At 59.3% G+C, this 26,268-nt stretch carries 26 protein-coding genes; 9 read left to right on the forward strand and 17 right to left on the reverse strand.

Going from position 1 to position 26,268, the window contains the following annotated elements; genetic code table 11:
* Nucleotides 1-121: 121 nt before the first annotated feature.
* Entirely contained in the window at nucleotides 122-820 is a 699-nt protein-coding gene (locus KBZ33_RS12690) for a hypothetical protein (protein ID WP_255011789.1), read from the reverse strand.
* 568 nt (nucleotides 821-1,388) lie between these two features.
* On the opposite strand from KBZ33_RS12690, the gene KBZ33_RS12695 reads away from it, so the two are divergent.
* Complete coding sequence (locus tag KBZ33_RS12695; RefSeq protein WP_255011790.1) at nucleotides 1,389-2,231, forward strand: sulfotransferase domain-containing protein; 843 nt, start codon at nucleotides 1,389-1,391, stop codon at nucleotides 2,229-2,231.
* 943 nt (nucleotides 2,232-3,174) lie between these two features.
* On the opposite strand, the gene KBZ33_RS12700 is transcribed toward KBZ33_RS12695, so the two are convergent.
* Nucleotides 3,175-4,047 carry a hypothetical protein gene (locus tag KBZ33_RS12700; protein ID WP_254953496.1) on the reverse strand — a complete coding sequence of 291 codons (873 nt, stop codon included), beginning with the start codon at nucleotides 4,045-4,047 and terminating at the stop codon, nucleotides 3,175-3,177.
* 835 nt (nucleotides 4,048-4,882) lie between these two features.
* On the opposite strand from KBZ33_RS12700, the gene KBZ33_RS12705 reads away from it, so the two are divergent.
* The gene (locus KBZ33_RS12705; protein WP_254953497.1) at nucleotides 4,883-5,020 is read left to right on the forward strand and encodes a hypothetical protein; all 138 of its coding nucleotides are present in this window, start codon (nucleotides 4,883-4,885) and stop codon (nucleotides 5,018-5,020) included.
* Nucleotides 5,021-5,374: 354 nt separating this feature from the next.
* On the opposite strand, the gene KBZ33_RS12710 is transcribed toward KBZ33_RS12705, so the two are convergent.
* From KBZ33_RS12710 to KBZ33_RS12720, 3 genes are all read right to left on the reverse strand, one after another.
* The gene (locus KBZ33_RS12710; protein ID WP_254953498.1) at nucleotides 5,375-5,974 is read right to left on the reverse strand and encodes a hypothetical protein; all 600 of its coding nucleotides are present in this window, start codon (nucleotides 5,972-5,974) and stop codon (nucleotides 5,375-5,377) included.
* Between the two features lie 107 nt (nucleotides 5,975-6,081).
* Nucleotides 6,082-6,954, reverse strand: coding sequence for a glycosyltransferase family 2 protein (locus KBZ33_RS12715; protein WP_254953499.1), 873 nt, complete (start codon nucleotides 6,952-6,954; stop codon nucleotides 6,082-6,084).
* A gap of 32 nt (nucleotides 6,955-6,986) precedes the next feature.
* Complete coding sequence (locus KBZ33_RS12720; protein ID WP_254953500.1) at nucleotides 6,987-7,757, reverse strand: sulfotransferase; 771 nt, start codon at nucleotides 7,755-7,757, stop codon at nucleotides 6,987-6,989.
* Nucleotides 7,758-7,785: 28 nt separating this feature from the next.
* Between KBZ33_RS12720 and KBZ33_RS12725 the strand changes: the two genes are divergently transcribed.
* From KBZ33_RS12725 to KBZ33_RS12735, 3 genes are all read left to right on the forward strand, one after another.
* Nucleotides 7,786-8,655 (forward strand): sulfotransferase family 2 domain-containing protein, encoded by an 870-nt coding sequence (locus tag KBZ33_RS12725; RefSeq protein ID WP_254953501.1) that lies wholly within the window; start codon nucleotides 7,786-7,788, stop codon nucleotides 8,653-8,655.
* 580 nt (nucleotides 8,656-9,235) lie between these two features.
* On the forward strand, nucleotides 9,236-9,958 hold the full coding sequence (locus KBZ33_RS12730) for a hypothetical protein (RefSeq protein ID WP_254953503.1): 723 nt from the start codon (nucleotides 9,236-9,238) through the stop codon (nucleotides 9,956-9,958).
* 154 nt (nucleotides 9,959-10,112) lie between these two features.
* Nucleotides 10,113-11,291 (forward strand): aminotransferase class V-fold PLP-dependent enzyme, encoded by a 1,179-nt coding sequence (locus KBZ33_RS12735; RefSeq protein WP_254953504.1) that lies wholly within the window; start codon nucleotides 10,113-10,115, stop codon nucleotides 11,289-11,291.
* Here KBZ33_RS12735 and aqpZ read toward each other — a convergent pair.
* The 4 genes from aqpZ to yidD form a co-directional block, all read right to left on the reverse strand.
* Nucleotides 11,258-11,980: an aquaporin Z gene (aqpZ, locus tag KBZ33_RS12740; protein WP_254953506.1), complete on the reverse strand. Its 723-nt coding sequence runs from the start codon at nucleotides 11,978-11,980 to the stop codon at nucleotides 11,258-11,260. The two genes, KBZ33_RS12735 and aqpZ, sit on opposite strands and share 34 nt — an antisense overlap.
* A gap of 114 nt (nucleotides 11,981-12,094) precedes the next feature.
* On the reverse strand, nucleotides 12,095-13,627 hold the full coding sequence (locus KBZ33_RS12745; protein WP_254953614.1) for a UDP-N-acetylmuramoyl-L-alanyl-D-glutamate--2,6-diaminopimelate ligase: 1,533 nt from the start codon (nucleotides 13,625-13,627) through the stop codon (nucleotides 12,095-12,097).
* Nucleotides 13,628-13,682: 55 nt separating this feature from the next.
* Complete coding sequence (locus tag KBZ33_RS12750; RefSeq protein ID WP_254953507.1) at nucleotides 13,683-13,949, reverse strand: glutaredoxin family protein; 267 nt, start codon at nucleotides 13,947-13,949, stop codon at nucleotides 13,683-13,685.
* Nucleotides 13,949-14,185 carry a membrane protein insertion efficiency factor YidD gene (gene yidD / locus KBZ33_RS12755; RefSeq protein WP_254953616.1) on the reverse strand — a complete coding sequence of 79 codons (237 nt, stop codon included), beginning with the start codon at nucleotides 14,183-14,185 and terminating at the stop codon, nucleotides 13,949-13,951. The genes KBZ33_RS12750 and yidD overlap by 1 nt, the downstream gene beginning before the upstream one ends.
* 135 nt (nucleotides 14,186-14,320) lie before the next feature.
* Here yidD and rpsD point away from each other — a divergent pair, with 135 nt between their 5' ends.
* From rpsD to KBZ33_RS12770, 3 genes are all read left to right on the forward strand, one after another.
* Complete coding sequence (rpsD, locus tag KBZ33_RS12760; RefSeq protein WP_254953509.1) at nucleotides 14,321-14,929, forward strand: 30S ribosomal protein S4; 609 nt, start codon at nucleotides 14,321-14,323, stop codon at nucleotides 14,927-14,929.
* Between the two features lie 150 nt (nucleotides 14,930-15,079).
* Complete coding sequence (locus KBZ33_RS12765) at nucleotides 15,080-15,778, forward strand: hypothetical protein (RefSeq protein WP_254953510.1); 699 nt, start codon at nucleotides 15,080-15,082, stop codon at nucleotides 15,776-15,778.
* A 111-nt stretch (nucleotides 15,779-15,889) separates the two neighbouring features.
* Nucleotides 15,890-16,561, forward strand: a complete 672-nt coding sequence (locus KBZ33_RS12770) for a class I SAM-dependent methyltransferase (RefSeq protein ID WP_254953618.1) — start codon at nucleotides 15,890-15,892, stop codon at nucleotides 16,559-16,561.
* On the opposite strand, the gene KBZ33_RS12775 is transcribed toward KBZ33_RS12770, so the two are convergent.
* From KBZ33_RS12775 to KBZ33_RS12805, 7 genes are all read right to left on the reverse strand, one after another.
* Complete coding sequence (locus KBZ33_RS12775) at nucleotides 16,533-18,380, reverse strand: V-type ATP synthase subunit A (protein WP_254953513.1); 1,848 nt, start codon at nucleotides 18,378-18,380, stop codon at nucleotides 16,533-16,535. The genes KBZ33_RS12770 and KBZ33_RS12775 overlap by 29 nt on opposite strands.
* Nucleotides 18,377-19,060 carry a hypothetical protein gene (locus KBZ33_RS12780; protein WP_254953515.1) on the reverse strand — a complete coding sequence of 228 codons (684 nt, stop codon included), beginning with the start codon at nucleotides 19,058-19,060 and terminating at the stop codon, nucleotides 18,377-18,379. The genes KBZ33_RS12775 and KBZ33_RS12780 overlap by 4 nt, the downstream gene beginning before the upstream one ends.
* 7 nt (nucleotides 19,061-19,067) lie before the next feature.
* Nucleotides 19,068-19,769 carry a hypothetical protein gene (locus KBZ33_RS12785; protein ID WP_254953516.1) on the reverse strand — a complete coding sequence of 234 codons (702 nt, stop codon included), beginning with the start codon at nucleotides 19,767-19,769 and terminating at the stop codon, nucleotides 19,068-19,070.
* Nucleotides 19,770-19,851: 82 nt separating this feature from the next.
* On the reverse strand, nucleotides 19,852-20,304 hold the full coding sequence (locus KBZ33_RS12790) for an ATP synthase subunit C (protein WP_255011791.1): 453 nt from the start codon (nucleotides 20,302-20,304) through the stop codon (nucleotides 19,852-19,854).
* Nucleotides 20,301-22,109 (reverse strand): V-type ATP synthase subunit I, encoded by a 1,809-nt coding sequence (locus tag KBZ33_RS12795; protein WP_254953519.1) that lies wholly within the window; start codon nucleotides 22,107-22,109, stop codon nucleotides 20,301-20,303. The genes KBZ33_RS12790 and KBZ33_RS12795 overlap by 4 nt, the downstream gene beginning before the upstream one ends.
* Nucleotides 22,106-22,708 carry a V-type ATP synthase subunit D gene (locus tag KBZ33_RS12800; RefSeq protein ID WP_254953521.1) on the reverse strand — a complete coding sequence of 201 codons (603 nt, stop codon included), beginning with the start codon at nucleotides 22,706-22,708 and terminating at the stop codon, nucleotides 22,106-22,108. Before KBZ33_RS12800 ends, KBZ33_RS12795 begins: the two co-directional genes overlap by 4 nt.
* Before the next feature lie 5 nt (nucleotides 22,709-22,713).
* Nucleotides 22,714-24,078, reverse strand: coding sequence for a V-type ATP synthase subunit B (locus tag KBZ33_RS12805; RefSeq protein ID WP_254953523.1), 1,365 nt, complete (start codon nucleotides 24,076-24,078; stop codon nucleotides 22,714-22,716).
* A gap of 382 nt (nucleotides 24,079-24,460) precedes the next feature.
* On the opposite strand from KBZ33_RS12805, the gene KBZ33_RS12810 reads away from it, so the two are divergent.
* The gene (locus tag KBZ33_RS12810; protein WP_254953524.1) at nucleotides 24,461-25,363 is read left to right on the forward strand and encodes a polyphosphate kinase 2 family protein; all 903 of its coding nucleotides are present in this window, start codon (nucleotides 24,461-24,463) and stop codon (nucleotides 25,361-25,363) included.
* A 19-nt stretch (nucleotides 25,364-25,382) separates the two neighbouring features.
* Here KBZ33_RS12810 and trpC read toward each other — a convergent pair whose 3' ends face one another.
* The gene (gene trpC / locus KBZ33_RS12815; RefSeq protein ID WP_254953526.1) at nucleotides 25,383-26,267 is read right to left on the reverse strand and encodes an indole-3-glycerol phosphate synthase TrpC; all 885 of its coding nucleotides are present in this window, start codon (nucleotides 26,265-26,267) and stop codon (nucleotides 25,383-25,385) included.
* Between the last annotated feature and the right edge of the window lies 1 nt (nucleotide 26,268).

Here is a 26,268-nt window from a genome sequence, read left to right on the forward strand (position 1 = left end):
GCTGAAACTCCGGTAAGGAGAGGCCCTTCTGAAATTGGATGCCGTTGCGCGCCATGAGCTGACTGGTATATGTGTACCAATCTACGCGGTCGCATCAGCCTGGACGGAGCGAGCTGGGTAATCAAGAAATGTAATGGATTGAAGCATTGGATGTATAGACATGCTCACGCTCCATAACATCGTTCACGATCTTTTGAGTGCTTTCACAGTCACGCCCAAATACCTTGTCGCCTTTTGAAGCAGGATGCGGCTTCACCACAAGGTCAAGACTATTATTACCAGCCCAGTCTCTCACAGCTTCATAAAATCTGAAGTGTTCGATCCTACTTAACTTCATTACACTGTCAAAGCTAAGCTGCAGGGGCAGAAACACAAAAGATCTAGGAGGAGGTGAGAATGGCTCTTCCGACTGAGGAGCTTTTGATATATTAACTGCTACTGTATCTGCGTAGAGATTGCAAAAGAATGCGTCAGCAACTGCTTGCTCCGTCCCCAATGCTTTCGTGAATAGGTTTACGTCATTGGCCATTTCAGCCCAACCCGAATATCCAGTGCGATCGAAATAGAAATAATTAGGCAGATAAGCCTTCTTGACATTCCAGCAGTTGTCTCTATTAAGCCGAGTATGCTTTCCAATAAAGATTCCATCCATATTTTGTGGCAGTGGAGTACCCCGTGGAACGACATCCAACGGGATTCCGTAAGCAGAGATAGCCTCGATGAGTTGTTCGTGTATCGACAACCAGCCTGAGGCGGGATTCATTCTTTCGAGCTCTTTAACATCATGCAGAATAAAGTATGGCAGCTCTTTGTGCTGCATAATCGATTTTTTCGGATCATTGCATGATAACATGTTTACGGCTGAAATGATTGTTCAGCAGTGCCCAGTCGCTCTAAGTGATCTTACTTGCCTAACGATTATGGATAGATCGTGCGCAGCCACGATCTATCCGAAGTTGAACAAGCCGGCAACTCCGGGGATCATCTGGGCCTACTGCAGAAACATCAAGCCATAGTTTAGGCTTTCTTTTGCTTCTTCTCTAAGTGAAATAACCTACTGCTGAAGTCTTGGCGTCATTGAGCTGTCAGCCAAACAGTGCAAAGGGGCCATCCGGTCCATTCTCTTGTCAAACAAACCTACATCGTCTCCATTTGCTACGCGTTAAGGCCAATAGATGGATGTGGCGGCTCTCTGCGCCGCCACCGTCCTCAGAGCATGGAGGGCGGCAGCGGCCAGGTCGCATGTGGCACGCTTTGAATCCGCATTGCTGCGGAGCGCGCTGGGTAATCAAGTCGAGTGAATTGGCTAAAGCGGCCACCAAACCGCAAGTCCCTGACAAGAGCATGAAAGGGATTGTCTTCTCCATACGCAAGAGATGATCTCTTAGATGAGCAACGAGAAACCCAAAATAGCGCCGACACGGTTTATGCTGATTATTGGGGCCATGAAAAGCGGTACAACCAAGCTTATTCATGATCTTGATTGCATTCCCGAGATTTGCCTGAGTGCACGGAAAGAGACCAACTTCTTTATCAAAGCTATCAAAGAAGATCGACTGAGCCAAACCAACGAGAGCAGCCTGCTAGCCAAATACCAGAATGGTTGGCCTAGCTTGAATCCATTAAAACATCAATACGCACTAGAAGTATCAACCAGTTATGCCAAGGTTCCAGTACAGCCAATGGCAGCGGGTCTCATCAGAAGAGTATCGGAGTCAACGAGCTCATCATTCAAGGTAATATACATACCAAGAATTCCGATCGATGCTGTTTCGCCATTCTATCGTCATGCATTCACAAGCTACTTGGCCTGGGCTCGAAATCACCGAATAGCGGTGCTTAGCCACGACATACTCAGCAGGCATCTTCTTGCCATTTACTCTTATGCAAAGCAGCTAGAAAAGTTCTCAAGCTGGCTATCTCGCGAATCGCTTCTTCTAATCAATTTCAGTATGTTTACTCAGGCGCCAGCGGAGATTGCTCGAGAAGTGGCACGGTTTCTTGGGCTTGACAGTTGCTTTGAATTCGAAGATAGTGGTGTGAGGCACTCATCAGATGCGCGCCTAGAAAGTTACAGAGATATTGCCGAGTACACGCTCCCACCAGACCTAGCGAACTGGAAGTTGAGTTCAAGTCAACGTGAAACTATTATCCACTTGCTACGCGAAGATATCAAGAGGTTACGAGAGGTATATGAGTTTGACACGTCAGAATGGACTGAGTTTAACTAGATATAGATAGGATCGGTAGCAACTCAATGAATGGAACAAGTCCTCCCGCCTGTGCAACAGTTGCTAAGCATCGTCCTACCCTCCTGACAGGGCGAGAAGATCTGCTGTAGGCATGAGTCACAACTGAAAGGGCTGAATAGGGGGTCCAGAAATAGGCATATCAACTGCGCTGCAACTGGCCTCAGGTTGCAATCAAAGCTTTCCATGTGCCTTTTGATGGCACACTCACCGCTGACAAACCGCTGGAAGCTACGTGCAACGCGTATCTCTTGGCAAGAGCTTAAGAGGCCTCTGGCCATCAGTTCAGTGCAAGGATTGATGCTCTTGCCAAGCCCGTTCGAATAGCGTTCGGATCACTCTACATCAAGCAACGTTTAGACTCACAGACGAAGAGACTGTTCTGTAGATCTATGAGAACGTCTACATGGTGTAAGTTCTTCCTTGCGCTTTTCACTTACTCCTGCAAGATCAAATTACTGAATAGACTATGGTCGAATTCTGCTAGGCTCAGCCTTCTCGAAGAGTAGCGTTTCTCCGATATAGGCTTGAAGTCAATTAATATGTTCGTGGTTAAGAGAGGCAAGAAGAAGTATTGATTGGAGTTTCCGTTACTCAGTCCCATTACGATGGAGATACAAGCAAGAATGATAAAGACGACAGCAGTAAGCTCTTACTCAATAGTCTGATCAATCTTGCAGACTGGCCAAAAGGATGAATTAATGCACGCTCAGGAATAAAGCCTCCTTCACGCATGCAGATATGGTCGAACCTGCACGCAGATACAAATTCACCGCTGCCTCAACTCCATTCCTGCTCGGCTTTCGATTGCGGTGGGAAAGCTCTCGAATTGTGTCTATTATTGAAGGACAGATAGATTCGAGCTGAATTCATCGTCAAAAAAAATCCTGGCATGGAAGCCAGGAAATATTAAACAATAACAAAACTAGCAAGCTTTTTTAAGAATTCTAGTGCGAAGCTTGCGGCTATAGGCGAAAGCAGCACCTGCTCCTAAAAGAGGAAGAGGACCGGGAACGGAAGCTTCAGGAGCAAGTTCAACCTGCAGGTTGGTAAGCCTGAATACACCACTTTGGCCATCAGGCGCTCCAGTGGTAGTCACGAGTATTGTCGACCCCGCACTAGCAAGAAATGGATTGATAAATGTTTGTGGACCGTTGCCAGTAAAGTTGAATAGCTCAGAGCCGAAGGCAATGCTACCGCCGGTTATATTCTGCAAACCAGCGATATCAAATTGACGAAGATAAACTGACTTGTCGAAACTCAGTGAAAATCCGTTGATGACACTATTAGAACCTGCAAGGTACCCGCATCGGCCATTTGAATTTCCAACAAGAGCAAAGGCACAAAAACCTGAAGAATTGGTATTCAAAGAGTTAGCGGGGAGGTTGGAGCCTTGGGGATTGGATAGAGTGAGAATAATATTATCAACACCGATTGGGCCGAAACTTAATGGCGATGGAGAGTTTACGACTGACGACGTAGTGAGATTAAAAGTTGTTATTGATGCTTGTGCCGCTGGCACCAGTGCAATAGATGAGGCGGCGACCATGCCAGCCACAACACCTCCCATAGCATAAGTTGATGACTTTTTCGAGAGCAGCGAAAATGACATGACACTGATAAAACCTATTAACAGCCTACCAATGAAGTGCCGACCTGTCAACCCCCCCCCTCTCTCCTTGCTGAGGAGGCCCCTAACCGCAAAAGCCACGCCTGTCTGTCTTCGCCTGATCCAGCTTGTAGTGTCTGCTTTTTGATCCGACTTGATCGCCGCCTGCATCGCGATGGCCGTGGCCACCAGGACGGCGACGATTGAGCCCGCAGGCTGGCCGTTAAGAGCCTCCCGGGCAAAGAGCAGTGTCCGCCTTCACCAGAGAGACACCAGTCTCTGCCCAGATCGCAGTGGCTGCAATGGGTCTGCTCGATGGGCTGGCTCATGAGCAAGGCTGAGCCGAAGGCTTGCGCGCAGCGGTAGACCTTCCGTCCCTTGAACCCGGCGCAGACGTTGGCCTTGCCGCCTTCACCGTTGGAATCGCTTCCGCCGGACAGCCATCTGGTGTTCTTCCTGCTGGATCTGGCGGCTGTGCTGGATCTGACAGGCATCTCCGACGTTGATGCTCCCCCACAGGGCTCCCCGTGGGGTGAAGGCCTACGAGCCGCGGATGATGGAGGTGGTGCTGCTGTGCTCATGCCGCCTTCCGCGGGCTCACCGGCGACCAGCAGCAGGACCACAGCCGGATCATTGACTTCTGCCATAGGCACCTCAATGCACTGCAGCAAGCCCGGGAAGCCAACTGACAGGCGGACGCTGCCAGTGCCGAAGGCAGAACGCCGAGCCAGAGCCGCCCGTAAACGAGCGTAGTCGGCAAAGGCACTGGCGATCCTGAGGGCTGAGGCGTCGGGCCAGCAGACTCCGAATCCCCCAGGCAGCGTTGATCACATGGCGATGCCCAATCGCAACCTGCCCAGCAGGGCCGACGGCAATGCCAGGGGAAAGGGCCGGCGGAACTTCACGCATCCCGACAGGACCATCCTCAAAGGAGGAGAGGGGTGGATTCAGGGGTACAACTACTTGGCCGCCGTCGCTGGCGACCAGCAGGTGATCATGGCGGTCGGACTCAGCAACCAGGCTGGTGACGCCAGCCACCTCCTCCCCATGGTGGAGCCAGCTGCCAGACAAGCCCATCGCTGATGCGGGCTACTGCAGCACCGACAACATCGAGAACTGCGCGCGGCGGACGCTTGATGACCACGTCTCCAACTGCCGTTAGGCGCACGGCCAACGGCCATCGAGGGGGCCCGCACCAAGACATCTGGATGCCTGCGGGCGGATGTACCGGAAGACCCGCTCGAAAGCCCACCGACTTCAGGCGAACGATGGCCTGCGCAAGCCGAAGGCATCTCAGCTGGAGCAGACCATCCTAAAACCGATCTTTGGACAAACCAAAGGTGCCAGATGACTGGATCGCTTCCAGTTGCGAGGCATGGAGAAGGTGAGTGGGTAGTGACACCTGATCGCCACCACCTACAACATCCTGAAGATGTTCAGGGCAGAACTGGCAGCATCCTGAGGGAGGGGCTGCGCAGTTCTGTCGACTTTGTTTTCAAGGCTCCGAGACAAGAAACTAGTTGAGTGGTGGGTGCCCATCCAGTACCCACTGATGGAATGATGCTTCATAGTCAGGCCGTGGTTGACAGGTTTCAGGCACGGGGTGCTTCATCAGCCGGTAAAGACCCTCTTTTCCGCACCGATAATTCACCGTAGGAGCAGAAACGTGCGCCAGTGTCAGACCCGATTGTCGAACATGATGATGCATGATTCTGTCACCGATCAGATGGCCGTACCCTGGCATCAGCACCCAGTTGTGCAAAAGAGCAAAGGCCTCCCTGCCAAAGAGCATGCAATTGGTGTCAATAAAACGCCCTGGATCAGTCAGCGGACAGGCACCCATCGGATGATCATCGAGGCTCCAGAGCATCCGTCCGCTGGAAACGAACGCAGCACCATGTTGATGGCGGGCCTGCATGAGCCCGGCAACGTGTTCAGGAGAATACCAGTTGTCGGCATCAAGGAAAGCAACGGCCTCCACACCAAGGCCAATGGAGTGGAAACAGCCAACCAGTCGCGGTGTTGAGCCGATGTCGTGGTGACTCACAGGCAAAACCACATGATGAGCCTCCCAAAGGTTAAGTTCGGCGTGCGGTTTACCATCGGCCACAAGCACATGGAGACAGGGGCATGTCTGGCTTCGCACACTGCGATGGCAACGCTCAAGAGTGGCGATGTCTTCTCCATGGTATGGAGTAATGACAGCAACTACTGGCAAAGGACTCATTCTGGAATTAGATCACTAGGATGTTCTTTCAGTCTGCGTAGTGCTTTCTGGAGCCGCAGGTCCCTGATTAAGTCTCCACCCTGAAGAAGTGCATCAAGAGCAGGGTCTGTTGGACGTAGCGACAAGTAGTAGCTTTCAAGCGTTCCATTGAGAAGATGATCCTGATAAAGCTGGCGCCACGTACTTCCTATCCCCGTATTGGCGATGCGTTGATTGCGCAGAAGGGCTTCGGCCCCTTGACGAATCTTGCGCTCAAACTGCTGGTAGCTCCGCACAGGAAAATGCAAGATCTCGATATCGTTGAAGGCTTGAGTGGATATAACGCTTCCTGCATGGCGAACAGCATGGTTTCCATCATCGACGCTGATCTGGCTAAGGCCACGATGGCAGACTTTGGGAGGGAGAGGGCTGCCAAGGCTATTCAGTGACTGTTTTTCTCGCATCGTCATCGACTCATAAAAGGGCCGCTGAGAGTCAGTAGTGTACGAGGGTGGTAGAAAATTGAACCGGTCGATGCTTAGCGCCTCGACATCATCAGAAAGGTTAGAGAAATGCGATTTAAGATTTCCGCTTTGAGGCCACCAGAACTCATCAGCATCAGCATTGATAACCCAGTCAGCTGCGAACTGCTCCGCAGCCATTCGTGCCATGCGAGTGACCCATGGAGCTTGATCGTGGGTATGGCTGGGTTCGTCCAATAGAACGACAGATCCTGAACTAGCGTGCTTTGCCAGTATGCTCCTAGTGGAGTCGGTTGAATGATTGTCTGTTGCAATCACTAAATCAACGCCTCGACTTAGGTGGAAAGTGATCATTTCTTCGATCACATCCTCTTCGTCACGGCAGAGTAGTGTAAGTACTAGTCGCATCGGAATGACTGTGGCTCCATATGTAGAGATTGCTACTCGAAGTCAAGGCTTTCCATAAAAGCGTAGGTGTCCTGCAGTATCTGGCAAATCCGTTGCTTCAACTCAGAAGACACAGTAGCAGCCTCTCCTTGGCCAGCATGAATCCGCCCAAAGGCATGCGCAGGGAACGGCACAGTAGACAAGCCCAGAAAGGTCTGCAGTCTATCCCACACCTTCTGAGGCTCAGTAAATAGGCTTTCACTTCTCAGGACGAGGATCTGCGTAGCAGGGAAAAGATGCTGCCATGCATTGAGTTGCAGCTCGTAGCGACTCCTGCTTAAATAGCTGTGCTCCTGATGACTTTGATGCCGATATCCGGGATTGGCAAGGTGTTCCTCCGCGCCTCGTAAACGTTCCTCTTCTGAAGCCAGAGCAAGTTCAATTTCCAAGGGCTCCAGTCCGAGTCGACGAGAATGGAAGTACTGCGACAAGGTCCGCTCCAATGGATCCCTAAGCAGGATTAAGATCTTAATGTCTGGACATAGGGCATGCAAGCGTTCCGGGGCGTGGGGGTGGAAAATGTAGTACGGGGTAATCTCTGCGCGAAGGCCATCAGCCGAGGGCCATTGACTAAGATACCATTCAAGACCTCGATCATAGTTGTAGGTGAAATACTGAAGTTCCTTTGTTCGCGGCATCACTAGCTCTGGATGATGAGAAAGTAGGCGATGCAATGTCGTGGTACCGCCTTTTTGCACACCAATGCATACAAAGCCTGGGACAGGCAGTTGCCCTTTGCTAGAATCAACAATACCGCTGTTCATCTTGGATCCCGAAGGACGGTCATTCTAAATGCTGATTTGCCACGATTGGAAACTGGTCTTTTTGCATGTTCCCAAATGCGCAGGTACTTCGATACGACGCCTGCTGGAACAGGAAGCACCACTAGGAAGTGCAATCTCGTTTTTTGACTTTGAGTACAATCATATACTTAAACGGCATGTGGACATGGCCCATCTGCCACTCATGGACTTAAGGCATTATGCTGAATGGAAATTACTAAATGATTATCACACAGTTGCCGTCATACGCCACCCCTATTCTAGGCTTGTTTCTGCCTGTAGAGAATATTATAGGCAGAAGAGCCGCGAAACTGAAGTTCAGATGCGAAATCACCCTCCGACGTCTGAGCAGTTACTCGATTATCTACGTGCATTGCCAGCAGCGCTAGACGCTCATGATTTGCGCTATGTGCATGCGTTTCCAGCCGTGTGGTTCACTCACTATGGATCGGAGCCGATGGTTGATACCTTATTAGACTGTCATAGTTTATCGAGGGATCTAGAGGAGTTTCGCGCGGCAGAAATTTTGCCACAGCAGGTCATGGATAAACTGGTGTCTTCAGCGGTTAGGATACCTCAGACATCTGCGCCTGCAATGACCCAGTTAGAGACAGATTCAAATCTTCAGGCCATGGCAAACCTTCTCTATCAGGAAGACTTCAACACATTCGGGTTTTCGCGCAACAATGCAAATTTCAATGATTCGGTTTTACAGCAAATAGTCGAACAGTCTCTCTGTACCACCGCATCTCATTGCATTTCCTGCCTCGGCCTCGCTCCAAAAGTGCGTTGGTACTGGGGACGCGATAGCAATCGAATACCTCCCCAAATGGAAAGGGTTAGACATGGTAATAGGCGCAAGATCAACCCTCAGGAATGAAAGTCAAGCTTGTCAATCTTGCCAATGAAGACAAGGCACTTCTCCCCGTGCATTTGGCCAAACATACTGAGCCTTGAGGCCTTCGGCTGCTCGTCCTAGAATCCACTTATTCCTATAGTCGGACTGAGATGACTTGCCACACTCCAAAACAAATTCGCAGCGCATTCAAGATACGTTGCATAGATTTCTAGGCGCCCTTATGAATGCAGCCATCACGCTATGATTTGTTTATGCTGACTTTGACCTAGGGATCCGTTCTCCCGCAGATCGCCTGGATTATCCAAAATCTCCTTTAATTTCACAACTTCGAAATAGCTTTCCATGCCTGCACTGGATCGGGACGCGTATCTGTCCAGCCGGGTCGATGATCAGCGCAGTTTATTTGCCTTTTTCAGGAATCCCTCAGTGAGGTCATGGTTCTAGCTGATCCATCCCGCCCTCTGAACGGTTACAGAACAGATTGCTAACGAGATCTTTGATGCCCACTGCCATGACCAACCAAACGTGCTTCAACACAACATGACCAAAGTCGCCACCTCGGCGCAGCTGGCTGGAGTGGATTCAAGACGGGACTCAGGCCATGCAGCTTCTGCCACCTTCCTGTTCAATCGCAAGCAACGCGACGCATCGACTTTATAGTTTCATCAATACTGCAGTCAATGCGCAGCAGAGGTATGACTTCAATGAAGAAGTTGCAATTGATAGAATTGCGGTTCCATGCGGAAGTGACGGCGATCTACAGACACCAGCTTTCCAAGGTCACTTTAGGGCGATCGTGATGCCAAGCAGACTCCCGACAAGACGGAAGATGCTTCCAGCCAACCACGCGTGTATCAAGAATTGTCCCTTTGGGATGAGCAAAGCTTGCAAAAAGCCAGTTCCTTATCTTTGGGCCTTGCCCCTGACAGATCGCTATTTTGGGAAGCTGAAGAGTTCAACCGCATGCACAACTCAGTCTACCCGACCCATCATGGAAATTTCACAGAGCCTGATTCACGCGCTTCAAGAGGCCAAAACACCTGAAGAAGCCTATAAGGTCTTTGCCTCCACAGCCTCCCAGCTGATGCAGGATTCCATGACAAAAGAGTTGGCCGACGCCATTGGAAGAGCCAAAGCAGCCACAGATGGGAATCCTGAGATTGCGGGATGGGAAGCGTACATCAACGGCATTACGCAGACTGGATGCTGGGGAACGCCTGGACTATTTACCTCTGCAACGGATCAAAACAGCTTTTCAACTTTCAGGGTGAACGGCAATCTGCTTGGCAATTCAATATCCATTGCAGGATCTTGGTCCTTTTGATCCACTCGAATGAGTGGGGTGGGGAGCCCCCGAATCCGCTGCCATGCTGGCGGAACGCCATTCCCACCACCCCTTGAGCAGCGATCTTGGGCCCCGACCCAGCGGCCCAGCCTCACCCTCCCATCCTGCGAGGCCCATCCCCCTGCGGGATCTGATGCCTGCCCTGGCCAACAAGACGTACTTCAATTACGGCGGCCAGGGGCCCCTGCCCTCGCCATCGCTGGTGGCGATCAACGAAGCCTTCGCCACCATCCAGGAGCTGGGCCCCTTCAGCGACAACGTCTGGCCCTACGTCAATCGCACCGTCTCAGCACTGCGCCAGCGGCTGGCGGCCTGGTTTGGCGTCGACACGGCGCGGGTGGCCTTCACCGAGAACGTCACATCAGGGTGCGTGCTCCCCCTCTGGGGCCTGCCCTGGCAGGCGGGCGATGAGCTGCTGGTGGGCGACGCCGAGCACTACGGGGTGGTGGCCGCCCTCGAAGAGCTGGCCCGGCGCCACCAACTGCGGATCACCACGCTGGCGGTGGCCGATCTGGCCGGCGAAGCCAAAGCCACCGCCGCCGCGGTGAGCGAGCGGCTGGAGGCCGCCCTGACCCCCCACACCCGCCTGGTGGTGCTCTCCCACCTGCTCTGGAACACCGGCCAGACGATGCCGATCGCGGCGGTGTCGGCCCAGCTGGCCGCCCATCCCGGCCATCCCTGGCTGCTGGTGGATGGGGCCCAGTCGCTGGGGAGTTTGCCGGTGGCGCAAGCGGCTTCCGCCGCCGACATCTATGCCTGCACCGGCCACAAGTGGTGCTGCGGCCCGGAAGGCCTCGGGGCCGTGGCCCTCTCCGAACGGCTGCTGGCAGAGAGCAGCCCGACGCTGATCGGCTGGCGCAGCCTGGAGCACGACGGGCCCGGTGCAGGCAGCTTCCACCAGGACGCCCGCCGCTTCGAGGTGGCCACCTCCTGCACACCCCTGTTCGCGGGGCTCAACTGCTCCCTGGAGCTGCTGGAGGCCGAGGGGAATGCCGAAGGGCGGCTGCTGGCAATCCGGAAACGCAGCGTCCAACTGTGGGAAGGCCTGCAACGGCTTGCTGGGGTCCGCACCCTGTTGGAGGTACCCCCGCCGGCGGGCCTGGTGAGTTTCACCATCGCGGGCCCCACAGGAGACCCCATGGATCCGGCCGCCATCGTGAAGCGATTGGGGGATCAGGGCACCTGGTTGCGCACCCTGGAATCCCCCGCCTGCATTCGCGCCTGCACCCACCTGGTCAGCACGGCTGACGAGGTGGAGCGGCTGCTGGCTCAGCTGGTTCAGCTTTCGGTGGGCTGGAAGAAGGCCTTGTAGAACCAGCCGGCCAGCAGGGCCCCCACGATCGGGGCCAGCCAGAACAGCCACAGCTGGCCGATGGCCTCACCACCCACCCACAGAGCCACGCCGGTGCTGCGGGCCGGGTTCACCGAGGTGTTGGTGACCGGGATGCTGATCAGGTGAATCAGGGTGAGGGACAGGCCGATCGGCACACCGGCGATGGCGCCGAGCTCCTGCTTGTGGGTGGCCCCCAGGATCACCAGCAGGAAGATGAAGGTGAGGATCACCTCGATCACCAGGGCAGCCAGCAGGCCATAGCCGCCGGGGGAGTGGGCGCCGAAACCATTGGTGGCCAAGGGGTTGGAGCCCACCAGCTCAAAACCGGGACGGCCACTGGCCACCAGCTTGATCACACCGCCGGCGATCACGCCGCCCAGCACCTGGGCGACGATGTAAGGCAGCAGGCCGGAACCTGGGAACTTGCCGCCGGCCCAGAGGCCGAAGCTGACGGCCGGGTTGATGTGGCAGCCGGAGATGTGGCCGATGGCATAGACGGCCGTGAGCAGGGTCAGGCCGAAAGCCAGGGAGACGCCCAGGAAGCCCAGGCCCAGGGGGTTGGCGGCGGCGTTGTCGTAGGGGAACACGGCCGCCAGGACGGCGCTGCCGCAGCCGCCGAGCACCAGCCAGAAGGTGCCGATCAGTTCCGCCAGGAACTTCTTCGGCATGGGAATGGAAGCAGACATGAAAACGGTTGGGGGAAAGGGGTGGGTTGCGCAGACAAAATGACACACCAAGGCACCCACTTCTGGCGGATGTCTTCATCACATGGCCAAGCCTTTTCAGCTGGCGGCCCGTGCCAGCAGGGCCCGGGCGGCCTGCTCCCGGTCATCGAAGTGCACCTTGGTGGTGCCGAGGATCTGGTAATCCTCGTGGCCCTTGCCGGCGATCAGCACCAGATCCTGCGGCGCCGCGGCGGCAATGGCGGCGGCGATGGCGGCGGCCCGGTCCCCCTCCACCACCAGCTCGGTGCCGGCGGGGATGCCGGCCACCACGTCGTCAAGAATCCGCTGAGGGTCCTCAGTGCGGGGGTTGTCGGAGGTGACCACCACCGCATCGGCCAGGCGGGCGGCGATGGCCGCCATCTGGGGCCGTTTGCTGCGGTCGCGGTCACCGCCGCAGCCGAACACGCAGATCAGCCGACCCTCGGTGAAGGGACGGCAGGCCGCCAGGGCATTCTCAAGGCCATCGGGCGTATGCGCGTAATCCACCAGCACCGCCGGCAGGGCCACCCCCGCCGGGCCGTCCACCCGCTCCATGCGTCCCGGCACGCCCCGGAAGCTGGCCAGGCCGTCGAGCAGCTGGGCCAGGGGCAATCCCTGCTGCAGCAGGACCCCCACCGCCTGCAACAGGTTCATCAGGTTGAAGCGACCCACCAGAGGCGAGCGGAAGGGCCCCTCCCCTGACGGGCTGTGCAGCCGGCCGCTCACCCCATCGGCGCCCATCACCAATTCGCTGATGTGCAGCTCCACCGCCGGATCCTCCAGGGAGCAGCGCCAGCAGGCGGCGGCACCAGTGGCTCCAGGGCCAGCCTCCCGCAGCCGCTCCGCCAGCCTGGCGCCCCAGGGGTCATCCACATTCACCACGGCGCCGCCTGCAAGCAGCTCCGGGGCGAACAGCCGGGCCTTGGCCTCGAAGTAGGCCTGCATCGACGGGTGGTAGTCGAGGTGGTCCTGGGTGAGGTTGGTGAACACCGCGCCGGCGAAGCGGCAGCCGGCCACCCGCTGCTGATCGAGGGCGTGGGAGCTCACCTCCATCGCGGCGATGGCGCTGCCGGCCGCTGCCGCCTGGGCCAGATCGGCCTGCAGCAGATCGGCGAAGGCGGTGGTGTGGGTGGCTGTGGCGCTGTATCCCGGCCAGCGGTTCTGCAGGGTGCCGAACAGGGCCGCCGGCCGGCCGGCCGCCGCCGCCAGGTGCTCGATCAGGTAGGTGGTGGTGGTTTTGCCGTTGGTGCCGGTGACGCCGATCAGCGCCAGACGCCCGCTGGGCTGGCCCCAGAACTCCGCCGCCAGCCGGCCGGCCCACAGGGCCAGGGGCGGCTCCACCACCAGCACCGGATCGCCCGGGGCCGGGGGCCGGGCCGCCGCCGCCGCCGGCCCGATCACCGCCGCCACGGCGCCGGCGGCCAGCACCTCGGGCCAGAAGCTGCCGCCGTCCACGGCCGTGCCGGGCAGGCCCACGAACAGGCTGCCGGGTCCGACCCGGCGGGAATCGCAGCTGACGCCGCCCACTTCCATCTGCGCCAGGGCACCGGTGGGGTCGGGGAGCGGCGGCAGACCCACCTGACGCAGGAGCGACTGAAGCAGCGGTGACATGGCGGCGCCGGCGGCGTCCGGCGGGACGAAGCTGGCGCCTTTCATAGCGTGACGCTCAGCGGACGCCCTGTTTGGTCAGCCAGGCCCGTAGCTGGGCTCCCGCCAGCCGGGGCGACACCCGCGGCAGCTCGCGGAGGGGAGCCTCGCCGCTGGCCGCCACCGCCAGCACCGGGACGGCCAGCCCGTAGCGACCCTGCAGGGCCGGATCGGTGTCCACGTCGATCAGCTGCAGGGGCTGGGGCGGATCCAGGGCACGAAGCTTGTCCTCGAGGCCCTCGCAGAGGCAGCAGCCCTGGCGGGTGAACAGCAGCAGCTCCTGCATCAATCGGGAACCGGGTCGCAGCCGCAGGGGGTGAAGGGGTGGCAACGGCCCACTCGCTTCAAGGTGAGCCAACCCCCGCGCCAGGGGCCATGGCGACCGATCGCCTCCAGCCCATAGGCGCTGCAGCTGGGAATGAAGCGGCAGCGGGGGCCCAGCAGGGGCGAGAGCCAGCGGCGATAGGCGCCGATCAGGGCCAGCAGCAGGGCGGCCACGGCGGCCGAGAAGGCCGCTGGGATCGCTGTGGGACGGTCGACGCTTAGGGTGGGTGGTTGGCGCTGCACGCGCAAGGCATCCGGGATTCCCCAGCATGCCGCAACCGTGAACCGCGCCGCCGGCCCCTGGGCCACACACCACCACCGTCACCTTCCCTTATGTCTCGCTACCGCGGCCCTCGCCTGAGGATCACGCGGCGCTTGGGGGACCTTCCCGGTCTCACCCGTAAGGCCGCCAAACGGTCTTATCCCCCCGGTCAGCACGGCCAAGCCCGTCGCAAGCGCTCCGAATACGCGATCCGTCTCGAAGAAAAACAGAAACTGCGTTTCAATTACGGCATTTCCGAACGTCAGCTGGTGCGCTACGTGAAGAAAGCCCGTGCCCAGGAGGGTTCCACCGGAACCAACCTGCTCAAGCTGCTCGAAGGCCGACTGGACAACATCTGCTTCCGCCTCGGCCTCGGTCCCACCGTCCCCGGCGCCCGCCAGCTGGTGAACCATGGCCACGTGACCGTGAACGGCCGCGTTGTGGACATCCCCAGCTTCCAGTGCAGGGCCGGCGACGTGGTCGCCATTCGCGAGCGCAAGTGCAGCAAGACCCTGGCCGAAGCCAACATGGCCTTCCCCGGTCTGGCCAACATCCCTCCCCACCTGGAGTTCGACAAGGCCAAGATGACCGCCAAGGTGGGCGGCCGCATCGAGCGCGAATGGGTCGCCCTTGAGATCAACGAACTGCTGGTGGTGGAGTTCTACAGCCGCAAGGTCTGAACCGCTTCCATAGCAAACCCTCCCAGCCCTCGCCCAACGGCGGGGGCTTTTTTTGTAGCCAGCCCCTGAAGAAACTCAGCATGGCGAGCAGATTTGCAGCCTATTATCCCAACAAATCAGAAAGAGCGTATAGACAAACGAATTGTCCTGGTGGCCAATCTTCCGTGTTCGGCGGGGACCTATCTCTTTCACTACGTCGCTAAAGCGCTGGACGCTAACGCCTGGCACACCGGTGAAACCAACCCCTACTCTTACAACCCACCAGCCACATACGTCCCGGAGGATCCCCTGCATCGGGTTCGAGCTCTGGAGTTGTTTTCCAGACAAGAGGCGTTTAAGGAATACTCAAGACGACTTGAGTTGCTCGTCGACACCTTCCTCACCAACGACGCCGCCTCGGTCTTGATGATCCGCGACCACAACTTTGGTGAGGGCTGGAGATTCCGCCATTTCCCTGATAGCTCAGCCACTCCAGCTCTGGTTGAGATTCTGGACAGCCGTCAGATTCCCCACACCTGCTGCTACACCCATCGCGACCCGTTCGACACCTGGCTGGCCATGCGCCGCTCCTTCTCCTCGATGGCGAAAGCGTTCAAGCGCCTGGATGACTACGCCGACTTCTCTTTCAATAGCTGGCTGGCCTGGAAGAACCACAGCCATCCACTCAACGACCTTCACATGCAGACACTCGGCTTGCATGAGCAGCGGGAGAAAGATCGGATCCGCTCATCTGTTCTTGGAGCGCCACCCCTTCACCACAGAGGTCTTTCGCGAAGCCGTGCACTCACCGTCACGGCACAGATGGCGCCTTCAGCAGGGAGTCTCTTCATGGCACTTGATAGCTTCTGATTCCCCCGTTCAATCCCTGTGATGAGCGAAGCCTTCATGGATCACTTCGGCTCCGTCTCGGCGGCCTACGCCCACTTCCGCCCCACCTACCCGCCGCCCCTGTTCGACTAGCTGGCCGCGGTAGCCCCCGCCCGACAACGGGCCTGGGACTGCGCCACCGGCACGGGCCAGGCCGGCGTGGCCCTGGCCGCCCACTTCAGCGAGGTGGTGGCCTCCGATGCCAGCGCCGCCCAGCTCGAGGCCGCCAGCCCCCACCCCCGCGTGCACTACCGACTGGCGGCGGCGGAGGGCTCCGGACTGGAAGCGGACAGCATCGATCTGGTCACGGTGGCCCAGGCCCTGCACTGGTTCGATCGGCCCCGCTTCTTCGCGGAAGTGGCGCGGGTGCTGCGACCCGGAGGCGTTCTGGCCGTCTGGAGCTACGGCCTCCCCCACCTGGCAGGGGAGGCGGCCGACGCCCTGCTGCAGCACTTCTATGCCGACATCGTCGGTCCCTACTGGCCTGCCGAGAAAGCCCTGGTGGACAACGGCTACCGCGACCTGGTGCTGCCCGGCGCGAACCTGGCGGCCCCGTCGTTCGCCATGGAAACCGTCTGGAGCCTGGAGCAACTGCTCGGCTACGGCTCCAGCTGGTCGGCCAGTGCCCGGTACCGCGCCGCCCTGGGCAGCGACCCCATCGACTGGCTCCGTCCAGCCCTGGCCGCCGTCTGGGGGGAGGCGCAGACGCCACGGCGCCTTCACTGGCCGCTGACGATCAAGGCGTCGCGACTGGGATCGCCCTAGGGGCTCCGGAGAGGGCCTGGATCTGCTGCAGATAGCTCTTGTAGGTGGGCGAACCGGAGGCGGCGTAATTCAGGTTCCGGTACAGACCCGTGAGTTGGGTGTAATAATCCCTGGCGGCCGTCTTGTCGGCGAAGGTGTGGTCACGGTGCAGCAGATCGAAGACCAGATCAAAGGAGGTCTTCTGCCGTTCCAGGGGGGTGGTGGAGTCGACGGCATCAAAGGCATCCTGCTGCAGATACACCATGTCCAGAAACAGAGCCTTCTGGAACACGAGGAAGTCCTCCATGCTGACGCCTTCCTCGCCGGTCACCTGAATCATCTGGCCGACCCGATCGCCCTGCTTGAGCAACCCATTCATCTGGGCGACGCGTCCCACCCACTCCGGTGAAAGGTGCTGGGAGAACCAACCCTCGAGCTGCTGGAAATAGCGCGTCCAGGAGAGCAGGATGTCGACGGCTGGATAGAAGCGCTTGTAGGCCCGCTCCGCACTCAGCCCCAGGAAAGCCTTGACGGTGCCCAGGGTGCATTGGGTGACCGGCTCTTCGAAATTGCCCCCCGCCGGCGACACCGTACCGATCATGGTGAGACTGCCAACGGAGCCGTCGTTGGTGCGGATGATGCCGGCCCGCTCATAGACGCTCTTGATCGAGGAATCGAGATAAGCGGGAAACGCCTCTTCACCCGGAATCTCCTCCAGCCGGCCGGAGGTTTCCCGCATCGCCTGGGCCCAGCGGGAGGTGGAGTCGGCAATCAGAAGCACGTTGTATCCCATCTGGCGGTAATACTCACCCAGGGTGAGACCGGTGTAGATGGAGGCCTCCCTGGCCGCCACCGGCATCGAGGAGGTGTTGCAGATGATGATGGTGCGATCCATCAGCGATCCGCCGGTCTTCGGGTCAGAAAGCTTGGGGAATTCGGTGATGGTTTCGACCACTTCCCCCGCCCGCTCCCCGCAGGCCACCACCAGCACGATGTCCACATCGGAGTGGCGCGAGATCAGGTTCTGGAGCACGGTCTTGCCGGCGCCGAAGGGCCCCGGAATGCAGCCGGTACCACCACGGGCGATGGGCAGAAAGGTGTCGATGATCCGCTGGGTGGTGATCATCGGCTCCTGTGGATAGAGGCGCTCGCAGCGGTTTGCTTCCAGCAGTGCCTGGGGAAGGGCGCGACGCACCGGCCACTGCTGCGTCAGCGTGAGCGAGCGGGTGGCGCCGCTGCCATCACGGATCCGGGCCACGGCGGTGTCGATGGTGAAACTTCCCTGCTGAATCCAGTCAAGGGTGGTCACCCCCTGCTGATCAAAGGGAACCATGATCTTGTGGGTGAAGCGACCCTCCTGGACGGTGCCGATCACATCCCCAGCATGGAGGGTGTCACCGATCTTGGCCCTGGACTGAAACGACCACTTCTTCTCCGTATCCAGGGGCGACACATCGGCACCACGGGGAAGAAACGTGCCATAGCCCGCGGCCAGCTGGGCCAGGGGATTCTGCAGTCCGTCATAGACCTGACTCAGCAGGCCAGGGCCGAGAGTGACAGAGAGTTGCTCGCCCGTCTGCTCAACCGGATCGCCGATGCCGACACCCTTGGTGCTTTCGAAGACCTGGGCATCGGCCAGCCTGCCACGCACCCGCAGCACCTCGGCTTTCAGCTTTTCCTGGCGATCTCCACTACGGCGCTGCAGACAGATATAGATCACTTCATTCTTGAGCAGAGGCCGAGGCTTGCGCTCCGCCATCTGGATCGTGACAAGATCATCCTGCACAGCAACAACGCTGGCGGGATGGAACTCAGACAGGGACTCAATGCTGCTGTTCATTGAGCTACACCCGAAAAGAGTTCTCTGTGATTGGCGAGGCCCGCATCCACGAGCTCTCGAAAACGTGCGACGGCCGTCTCACCTTTGTAGCATGACCAACGGCTGACCAGACTCCAGCGCGCCAGATAAATGATCAGCGCCTCGAAATCAAACGCATGGCCGGCTCCAAGGCGATTCAACATCGTCCAGACGACGGAGAACTGCAATTTCTCGAAGCCGATCAGGTCATCCTCCTCCAGTAGGTCGTGAGCCTGCCTGACCCAAGGAAAGATCACGTCCAGCTTGAACGTCGGCGCACTCCAGTTGCGCTCGATCAAGCCCACCCACTCGCCGAATCCCCAGACCTCACCGTCGGGGGGCTGGGCTTCCCCTCGACGCCGCCGGCGAAACGCCGCCACGACCGTGCGCATGTCCAGACGCTGCGTCACCAGACGGCGCAGGGTGGGGTTGCGGTTGGACGCCAAGAAGCGATGGGCCTCAACAAGGAAGGCCGCATCGGTGCGCTCCAATGGCTGTGACGGCCAGGCGATCAGATTGGCAATCTGCTCGAGCGTGTGCCGATCGCTGGACTCCAGCAGACCCAGTCGGCTTTCCAGCTTGAGCCTGGAGATCGGCGGCGTCGCCGCTTCAAACAGCGACCCGAGGGGCGGCAGGCTGGCCATCAGCACGACGTATTTCATGGGGCGCTCACTTCACCACCCCCTCCAGCAGGGCGCGGAACCGCGGTTGCAGGTGGGCCAGCAGGGATTGGGCGATCGCCGCATCCGTGAGGTCGAGCACCACATCACGGTCCACCAGCCGCAGCTTCAACCCGGCCTCGGGGCCCTTCGAGACACCGAAGCTGACCCCTTGCCGCAGCAGGCCCCGGGCGGTGAGGCGCACGAAGCGGCTGAGGATGCCCTGCTCCAGCTCCTCCGGGTGCTGGCTGAGCTCGGCCAGGCCGACCACCCGCCGTGGCAGCAGCACCTCCACCTGCTGCGACTGGTCGGCCTCCGGACGCAGCGTGCCGACGATCTCCAGGATCATCCGCTCCAGAATTTCCTGCTTTTGCTGTTCTTCGCCAACGAGCTGGCGCACCTCACCGGTGAAGCGATCGCTGAGCTGGGCCTTGAGGGCCAGGTTGGCATCGCGGAAGGCCAGTTCCAGGGCCTGCTGCCCGGAGGTCTGGAGCGTTTCGGCCTCCTTCCTGGCCCGATCGACGATCTGCCTGGCCTGCTCCTCGGCTTCGGCGAGCAGGGCCGCCGCCTTCGCCTGGGCCTGGTGCAGCAGGCCCTCGGCCTCGGCGCGGCCCTTTTCGACGCCCTGATCGCGCAGGCGTGCAATCAAATCCTCCACACCGGAGGCCACCGCCAGGGGAGTGTCGTGCCGGAGCTTCTTCGGGTTGGCCATGGGATCTGCCCGGCTGGGGAGGAACGACGGAAAAGAAGTGACGAAGGCAGGCGCCGGAGGCGTGGGAGCGCTGCAGGGAGCCCTACTTAGGGATCCCCCCGGCCGCCACCAGGGCAAACACGAAGGCAAACACGGCGAAACCCTCCACAATCGCGGCCGGCGCCAGGGAAAGGCCGAAAATCTCGGGCTTGGCCTTGGATCCGGAAATGGCGGAGGCGCAGCACAACCCCTGGTAGATCGCCGCCATCAGAAAGGCCAGACCCGAGAGCAGGCCGATGCCGAAGAGCCCGCCGGAATTCTCCGGAGTCACCGGTCGGTTGAGGATGAACATCACGACGATGCCGTAGATCGACATCGACGAGGGCAGCGCGGACAGGCCGACGAAGCGTCCATAGCCACTGTTGACCTCCATCATGGCGCCGATCGCCGCCTGACCCGCCGTGGTGCAGCCGATGGAGGCGCCGATCGCCCCCAACGCCACCGGCGCATAGATACCGATCCAGCCAAGGACCAAAACAGATGTGTCGTTGCTCACAATGCCGTCTCCTTTTTGCTGAAGGGTGCGAAGGGATAGCCTTCCTCGTTGAGGCTCCAGTTGAAAAACTCGATGAAGTTGAGCCGCAGGCCGTGGACAAATCCGCTGATGATGGCCAGCAACAGATTAATGCCATGACCCAGGATCAGGATCAGCAGCGAAATGACCACCGCAAGGGGCACATCGGAGCGGTAAACTTCGCCGGCCAACTGATTGAAGGTCAGGGCCAGAGAGGCACTGGCCAAGCCTAGGGCAAACAGTCGCAAGTAACTCATCACATCGCCAAAAAGTTTGGAGAGTTCAGCCAGTGAGGCAAGCCCATCGAACAGTCGCAACAGCAGGGAACCGAGCGAATCGAGGCGACGCTCGCTGCTCAGCAGCAGGATGGTGAGCAGCCCGCCGCTGCCGAGGCCTAGGCCCAGATCACGGCCTGCCGCAGTACCAGCACCGAGGTAGAGGCTGAGGCCCGCGAGAAGGATCGCGATCCAGCCGATCGGCTTGGCGCGATCGGCGAGCGTCACACCGCGCAGCGCCACGACCCCATTGGCCAGGATCAGATGCAGGGCACCCACCACCAGCGAGAGCTTCATCATTCCCTCGAAATCATCCAGATTCAGGACCTGAAGATGGGCCAGCACGGATCCACTCGGGGGGGGAGCACCGAAATAACTCCCGGCCAGCATCCCGTAGAGGAGCGAGAACAGCAGACCGACCGCCGCCAGGACGCGGAACCGGCGCGAGGACGGCCTGGTTCCCATCCCTTTCCAGAACAATGCCAGCAGCGCCCCCAGCACCAGGGCATAGCCGGCATCCGCCAGGATCATGGCGAAAAAGATGGCGAAGGAAAAGAACACCACGACCGAGGGATCCCAATCGCGATAGCCCGGTGTCTCATAGAACGTCACCAGATCTGCACCACCCGCCAGCACATCCGGATTCGTCATCAAGGTGGGAGGGGTGTCGTCTGAGGCGGGACTCTCGGCCCACGACGCCAGCCCCATGCGCTCGACAAAGGACGTGAGCTTGGGAAGATCCTGACGCGGCATCCAGCCCTGCACCTGAAAGACGCGGCCACGATCAGCCGTTTTATCGCCGGCCTGCCTCAGGGCCACCTGCTCATCGGCACGGATCAGGTGCTTCGAGAGCAGAAAGATCCAGCGGCTGAGGGCTTCGTGCTCCGCCTCGCAGTCATCGCGTTCGACATGGGCCTGGTCCAGCTCGGCCCTGAGATCCTCCGGAGACTCGGAACCCACGTGGGCACGCTCGACCGGCAGCAGGTTCTGGTCCGGTTCCTGCTCGGCGATCAGCACCACATAGGCATGCCTGGGGCTGGCATGGATCTGCTGCCACGGCAGTGCCAGCCCTGCAAGCGCCTGCTGGAAGGGCTCAAACTTGGGATGGGCAACCCGGTAGAACCAAAGGCGCTGGCCGCCCAGCTCCCCCAGATCAGGCAGCCGGAAGTTCCCCCACGGAGCCAGTTCAGCAAGATGGTGGCGGAGCGTGAGGATCCTGTCCTCGGCAGCCCGCTTGCGAGCCCGGTTCGCCAGTGTCTTGGCCACCACGGCCTCGAGCTGGAACGTGGGATCGACCTTCAATTGATAGCGGCGATGGCGCACATCCATCAGATAGCGCAAGGCCTCGCGGGCCTCGACAGCCGGCTGGGGAGCGCTGAAATCAGCAGGGCCATCCTGGGCTCCCAGATCAATCAGATGCAGACACCCAAGGGCCTGCAGTCCTTCCAGCACAGCCTGCTTCTCCGCAGCAAGACCGAAGATCGAGACTTTGGCGAGCGCGATGATCGTCATAGCACCTGGTGCTCCTTCTTGCGTTTGGCAATCTTGGAATTGACTACACCAGCCCGTTCCGCATCGGCCAGATAGATGGAGATTTTGCGAATGTTCTGCCTGGCTCTTGGAATCAGAACCTTGTCAAACAAGTTATAGCGTTGTGTCACGATCCGCTCGGCCTGTTCAAGCTGTTCCACGCGGCGCCTGGCCACCTGGATGCGAATCGACTGCTCCATGGCCTGCTGGAGCACAACCACCAGGGCGTCGACCCAGAACGGTTTGGTGAGCACGCCATAGGGGATGACCCGGAACGCGAGACTCTGAAGCACCGGCAGCCGGGTGCCCATCAGATTCTCTTCGCCGATCTCCAGGCTGGAAACGGCCACAAGATCTGTCAGATCGATCGATTTGTTGGCGACCATCGGCAACCTGACCGCCACATCCGGCTCGATCGCCGCCGCCTTCTCGATGGCCTCGGCCAGCAGCCGGCGGGCCTTCTCGCGTGCGGCACCGATCTGGCGGCGCTTCATGTCCAGCGATGGCAGGACATCCTGAAAGGTCCGCAGCAGGGACTTCTCCTTCGTCAGGGAGGCCTTGGTGAGCGAGAGCCTGGCCATGGGAACTACGCGGAGGGAAGGCGAAGTGGCGTGTCGCCAGGGAAGTACTTATCGAGCAGCTCCTGCTTCATCAGCAGCTCACTGGCCTGGAAGCATTCGGCCAGGGTTTTCCAGGCCAGATCCAGCGCGTCCTCTAGGGAGATATCCACATTGATGTCCATGAATCTGGCTTTGAACAGTCCACCAAATTTGATCAGGCGCTGGTCGTAATCGGACAGTTCGAAGGCCATGGCCTGCTTCTGCTCCGCATCCCGCGCACCGGAGTAGAGGCGGATGCAGGTGTTCATGATCTGGTTATGGTCCTCACGGGTGACCTTGCCGATCACGTTCTGCTTGAGGCGGGACAGGGAACCGAAAGGATCAATGACCCCATCGTGCAGATAGAACTGTCCTTCCGTGATGTAACCCGTGTTATCCGGCACGGGATGGGTGATGTCGTCCCCAGGCATGGTGGTGACCGTAAGCAGCGTCACCGAGCCACCCTTGGCGTAATCGGCGGCCTTTTCATAGCGGCGGGCCAGCTGGGAATAGAGATCGCCTGGATAACCGCGGTTGGCAGGCACCTGATCCATGGCGATGCTGATTTCCTTGAGGGCATCGGCAAACGAGGTCATGTCCGTGAGCAACACCAGCACCCGCTTGCCCTCCTCCACGGCGAACCGCTCGGCCACCGCCAAGGCCATGTCCGGAATCAGCAAGCGCTCCACGATCGGATCGGAGGCCAGGTTCACGAACATCACGGTGCGTGCGAAAACACCGGCATCTTCGAAGGTCTTGCGAAACGCGTAGTAGTCGTCAAAGATCAGCCCCAGCCCCCCGAAGACGACCACATCGGCATCGGCCTGAATCCCAATGCGGGCCAGGAAGGCGTTGAAGGGCTCGCCCGAGACCGAAAAGATCGGGATCTTCTGGCTCTCCACCAGACAGTTGAACACGTCGATCATCGGCACGTTCGTGCGGATCATCTTGGAGGCCAGAATGCGGCACATCGGATTGACGGAAGGCCCTCCGATCGGAATCTTTGGATCCTCCCCAAGGCCTGGGCCACCATCAATCGGTTCACCCGTGCCTCGAAACACCCGACCCAGAATGTTGTTGGAGTAGGTGGCCTCCATCGGGTGGCCAAGAAAATGCACGGCAGAATCGGTAGCCACCCCCTTGGTGCCTCGAAACACCTGCAACGACACGGAATCCTGCTTCAGGGCAATCACCTGCGCCAGGGAAGAAGTGCCATTGCGGTTCTGCACGACCGCCAGATCGTTGAACCGTGGTGCCGCCTCCCTCTGGCTGGCATCGGCGGGGACCTCAACCCGGAGAATGTCGCCGACGATTTCGAGAATCTTCGAATAACTGACCAGGGACGCAGGCATGGGAAGGGCGATCAGAGGATCAGGACCGGTGCCGAAGGGATGGCAGAACCTGCTGAGGGGAGAAGCTGCTGAGGGGAGAAGCTGCTGAGGGGAATTGTCGCGAAGCCAGGCTGTCCTCCCCTGCCATTGTAATCAAAGACAGAGGAACGTCCATGTTCATAAGTTTTCTGACATGCTGGCCCTCACCAGAGGCTGTGGCTAAAATAGGCTCAATGTTTTGTCGAGCCAGCTCTCTTTTTCTCGCAATCGATTGGCAGCTTGGCGCCCTCTGATCCACGGCATTCAGCCAAGTCAGGTTGCCTCGTTTTACGAATGATGCTGATGGCCCCAGTAGCCGCAGGGCGCCGACCTATCAGTGGAAGATCTTCAAGGGGCAAGGCGCGTGGACAAGAAAGACTTCCTGGAGCGGGCCAGAAGTTTCTCCAAACCCTTCCGGATTGAGGATGGAGACGGTTTTCAACTGAAGGATTATGACCCTGACGACACACTGCATCTCGACAAAAAGGACAAGGACCGGGCCCAGGAAGCCCTGACGATGGGGGTGCAGATGCTGGCGGACTTCCAGGGTCTGCTCTATGCCCAGGATCGCTACGCCCTGCTGCTGATCTTCCAGGCGATGGATGCAGCCGGCAAGGACGGCACCATCAAGCATGTGATGAGTGGCGTCAATCCCCAGGGATGCCAGGTGAGCTCATTCAAAGCGCCCTCCTCGGTGGATCTGGACCATGATTTTCTCTGGCGATCCAACAATGCCCTGCCGGAAAGGGGGCGGATCGGCATCTTCAACCGCAGCTATTACGAAGAAACCTTGGTGGTTCGAGTGCATCCCGAGATGCTGGCCAGGCAAACACTTCCGCCCGAGCGCCTCACGAAGGGCATCTGGAAAGAGCGCTTTCGCGACATCAGAAACTACGAAGAGTATCTGAGTAACAATGGGATCATCATCCGAAAGTTCTTTCTGAACGTCTCCAAGAAGGAGCAGCGCAAGCGCTTTCTCGCCCGCCTTGACCGTCCGGAAAAGAACTGGAAGTTTTCTGCCAACGACATCAAGGAACGCGCCTTCTGGGATGACTACATGGACGCCTACACCGCAACCATCCGGCACACCTCCAGCCGCCATGCCCCCTGGTATGTGGTGCCGGCTGACAACAAGTGGTTCACCCGCATGGCCGTGGCGGCCGCCATCATCGAAACGCTGGATTCCCTGCACCTCCACTATCCAGAGGTCAGCCCGGACGCCCGCGCCCAACTCGATGCCGCCAGGGCCCTGCTGGAGAAGGAGTAGCCCCTGCCCCCAGGCAGGCTCAGCCCCCGATCAGGATCTCCAGGGCCTCCGTCACGTTCTCCTGCCGCATCAGGGCCTCCCCCACCAGCACCGCATCGGCACCGGCCCCGACGGCCCGGTCGAGGTCGGCACGGCTGAACAGGCCCGATTCGCTCACCAGCAGGGCTCCGCAAGCACGCACCCGTTCGCCGAAGGCGTCCATCAGCCGTTCGGTCGTGGCCAGGTCCACGGTGAAGCTGGCCAGGTCGCGGTTGTTGATGCCGATCAGGTTGACGCCCTGCAGCTGCAGCACCCGCTCCATCTCGGCTGCGTTGTGCACCTCCACCAGCACCGCCAGCCCCAGGCCCCTGGCCACCTTGAGCAGGTAGGCCAGATCCTGGTCGGTGAGGATCGCCGCGATCAACAGGGCCGCGTCGGCCCCGGCGGCCCGGGCCTGGAACAGCTGGTAGGGGCTGAGGATGAAGTCCTTGCAGAGCAGGGGCAGCGCCACCGCTTCGCGCACGGCCACCAGGACATCGAAGCCCCCCTGGAAGAAACGCTTGTCGGTCAGCACCGACAGGCAGCTGGCGCCACCATCCCGGTAGCCCCGGGCGATGGCGACGGGGTCGAAGTCCTCGCGGATCACCCCCTTGCTGGGGCTGGCCTTCTTGATCTCAGCGATCACCGCCGGTTTGCGGCAGCTGGCCCGCAGGGCCGCGCAGAAATCCAGGCTGGGCGGCAGGTCCGACACCTGTTGCTTGAGCGACTCCAGGTTCACCCGCTCTCGGGCCGCCGTCACCTCCTTGTCCTTTTCCCAGAGGATCTCCTCAAGGATGTGGCGGGGGCTCTGCTCAGGATGGGGGGTGCCGAATTCCAGATGGGCCACCCGGACCGAAGGGTTGGGGGGGCGGCGACGGATGTCCATC

The organism is Cyanobium sp. Cruz-8D1 (assembly GCF_024345975.1).
Taxonomy (GTDB): domain Bacteria; phylum Cyanobacteriota; class Cyanobacteriia; order PCC-6307; family Cyanobiaceae; genus Cyanobium.

What these genes read in the sequence shown, in the direction of transcription:
- aqpZ (WP_254953506.1), bottom strand. Translation starts at nt 11,980, where the DNA reads ATGCCGAAGAAGTTCCTGGCGGAACTGATCGGCACCTTCTGGCTGGTG.
- KBZ33_RS12690 (WP_255011789.1), bottom strand. Translation starts at nt 820, where the DNA reads ATGCAGCACAAAGAGCTGCCATACTTTATTCTGCATGATGTTAAAGAG.
- KBZ33_RS12735 (WP_254953504.1), top strand. Translation starts at nt 10,113, where the DNA reads ATGCCTGCCCTGGCCAACAAGACGTACTTCAATTACGGCGGCCAGGGG.
- KBZ33_RS12715 (WP_254953499.1), bottom strand. Translation starts at nt 6,954, where the DNA reads ATGCGACTAGTACTTACACTACTCTGCCGTGACGAAGAGGATGTGATC.
- KBZ33_RS12750 (WP_254953507.1), bottom strand. Translation starts at nt 13,949, where the DNA reads ATGCAGGAGCTGCTGCTGTTCACCCGCCAGGGCTGCTGCCTCTGCGAG.
- KBZ33_RS12725 (WP_254953501.1), top strand. Translation starts at nt 7,786, where the DNA reads ATGCTGATTTGCCACGATTGGAAACTGGTCTTTTTGCATGTTCCCAAA.
- KBZ33_RS12785 (WP_254953516.1), bottom strand. Translation starts at nt 19,769, where the DNA reads ATGGCCAACCCGAAGAAGCTCCGGCACGACACTCCCCTGGCGGTGGCC.
- KBZ33_RS12745 (WP_254953614.1), bottom strand. Translation starts at nt 13,627, where the DNA reads ATGTCACCGCTGCTTCAGTCGCTCCTGCGTCAGGTGGGTCTGCCGCCG.
- KBZ33_RS12695 (WP_255011790.1), top strand. Translation starts at nt 1,389, where the DNA reads ATGAGCAACGAGAAACCCAAAATAGCGCCGACACGGTTTATGCTGATT.
- trpC (WP_254953526.1), bottom strand. Translation starts at nt 26,267, where the DNA reads ATGGACATCCGTCGCCGCCCCCCCAACCCTTCGGTCCGGGTGGCCCAT.
- KBZ33_RS12720 (WP_254953500.1), bottom strand. Translation starts at nt 7,757, where the DNA reads ATGAACAGCGGTATTGTTGATTCTAGCAAAGGGCAACTGCCTGTCCCA.
- KBZ33_RS12775 (WP_254953513.1), bottom strand. Translation starts at nt 18,380, where the DNA reads ATGAACAGCAGCATTGAGTCCCTGTCTGAGTTCCATCCCGCCAGCGTT.
- KBZ33_RS12780 (WP_254953515.1), bottom strand. Translation starts at nt 19,060, where the DNA reads ATGAAATACGTCGTGCTGATGGCCAGCCTGCCGCCCCTCGGGTCGCTG.
- KBZ33_RS12800 (WP_254953521.1), bottom strand. Translation starts at nt 22,708, where the DNA reads ATGGCCAGGCTCTCGCTCACCAAGGCCTCCCTGACGAAGGAGAAGTCC.
- KBZ33_RS12730 (WP_254953503.1), top strand. Translation starts at nt 9,236, where the DNA reads ATGCAGCTTCTGCCACCTTCCTGTTCAATCGCAAGCAACGCGACGCAT.
- KBZ33_RS12795 (WP_254953519.1), bottom strand. Translation starts at nt 22,109, where the DNA reads ATGACGATCATCGCGCTCGCCAAAGTCTCGATCTTCGGTCTTGCTGCG.
- KBZ33_RS12805 (WP_254953523.1), bottom strand. Translation starts at nt 24,078, where the DNA reads ATGCCTGCGTCCCTGGTCAGTTATTCGAAGATTCTCGAAATCGTCGGC.
- rpsD (WP_254953509.1), top strand. Translation starts at nt 14,321, where the DNA reads ATGTCTCGCTACCGCGGCCCTCGCCTGAGGATCACGCGGCGCTTGGGG.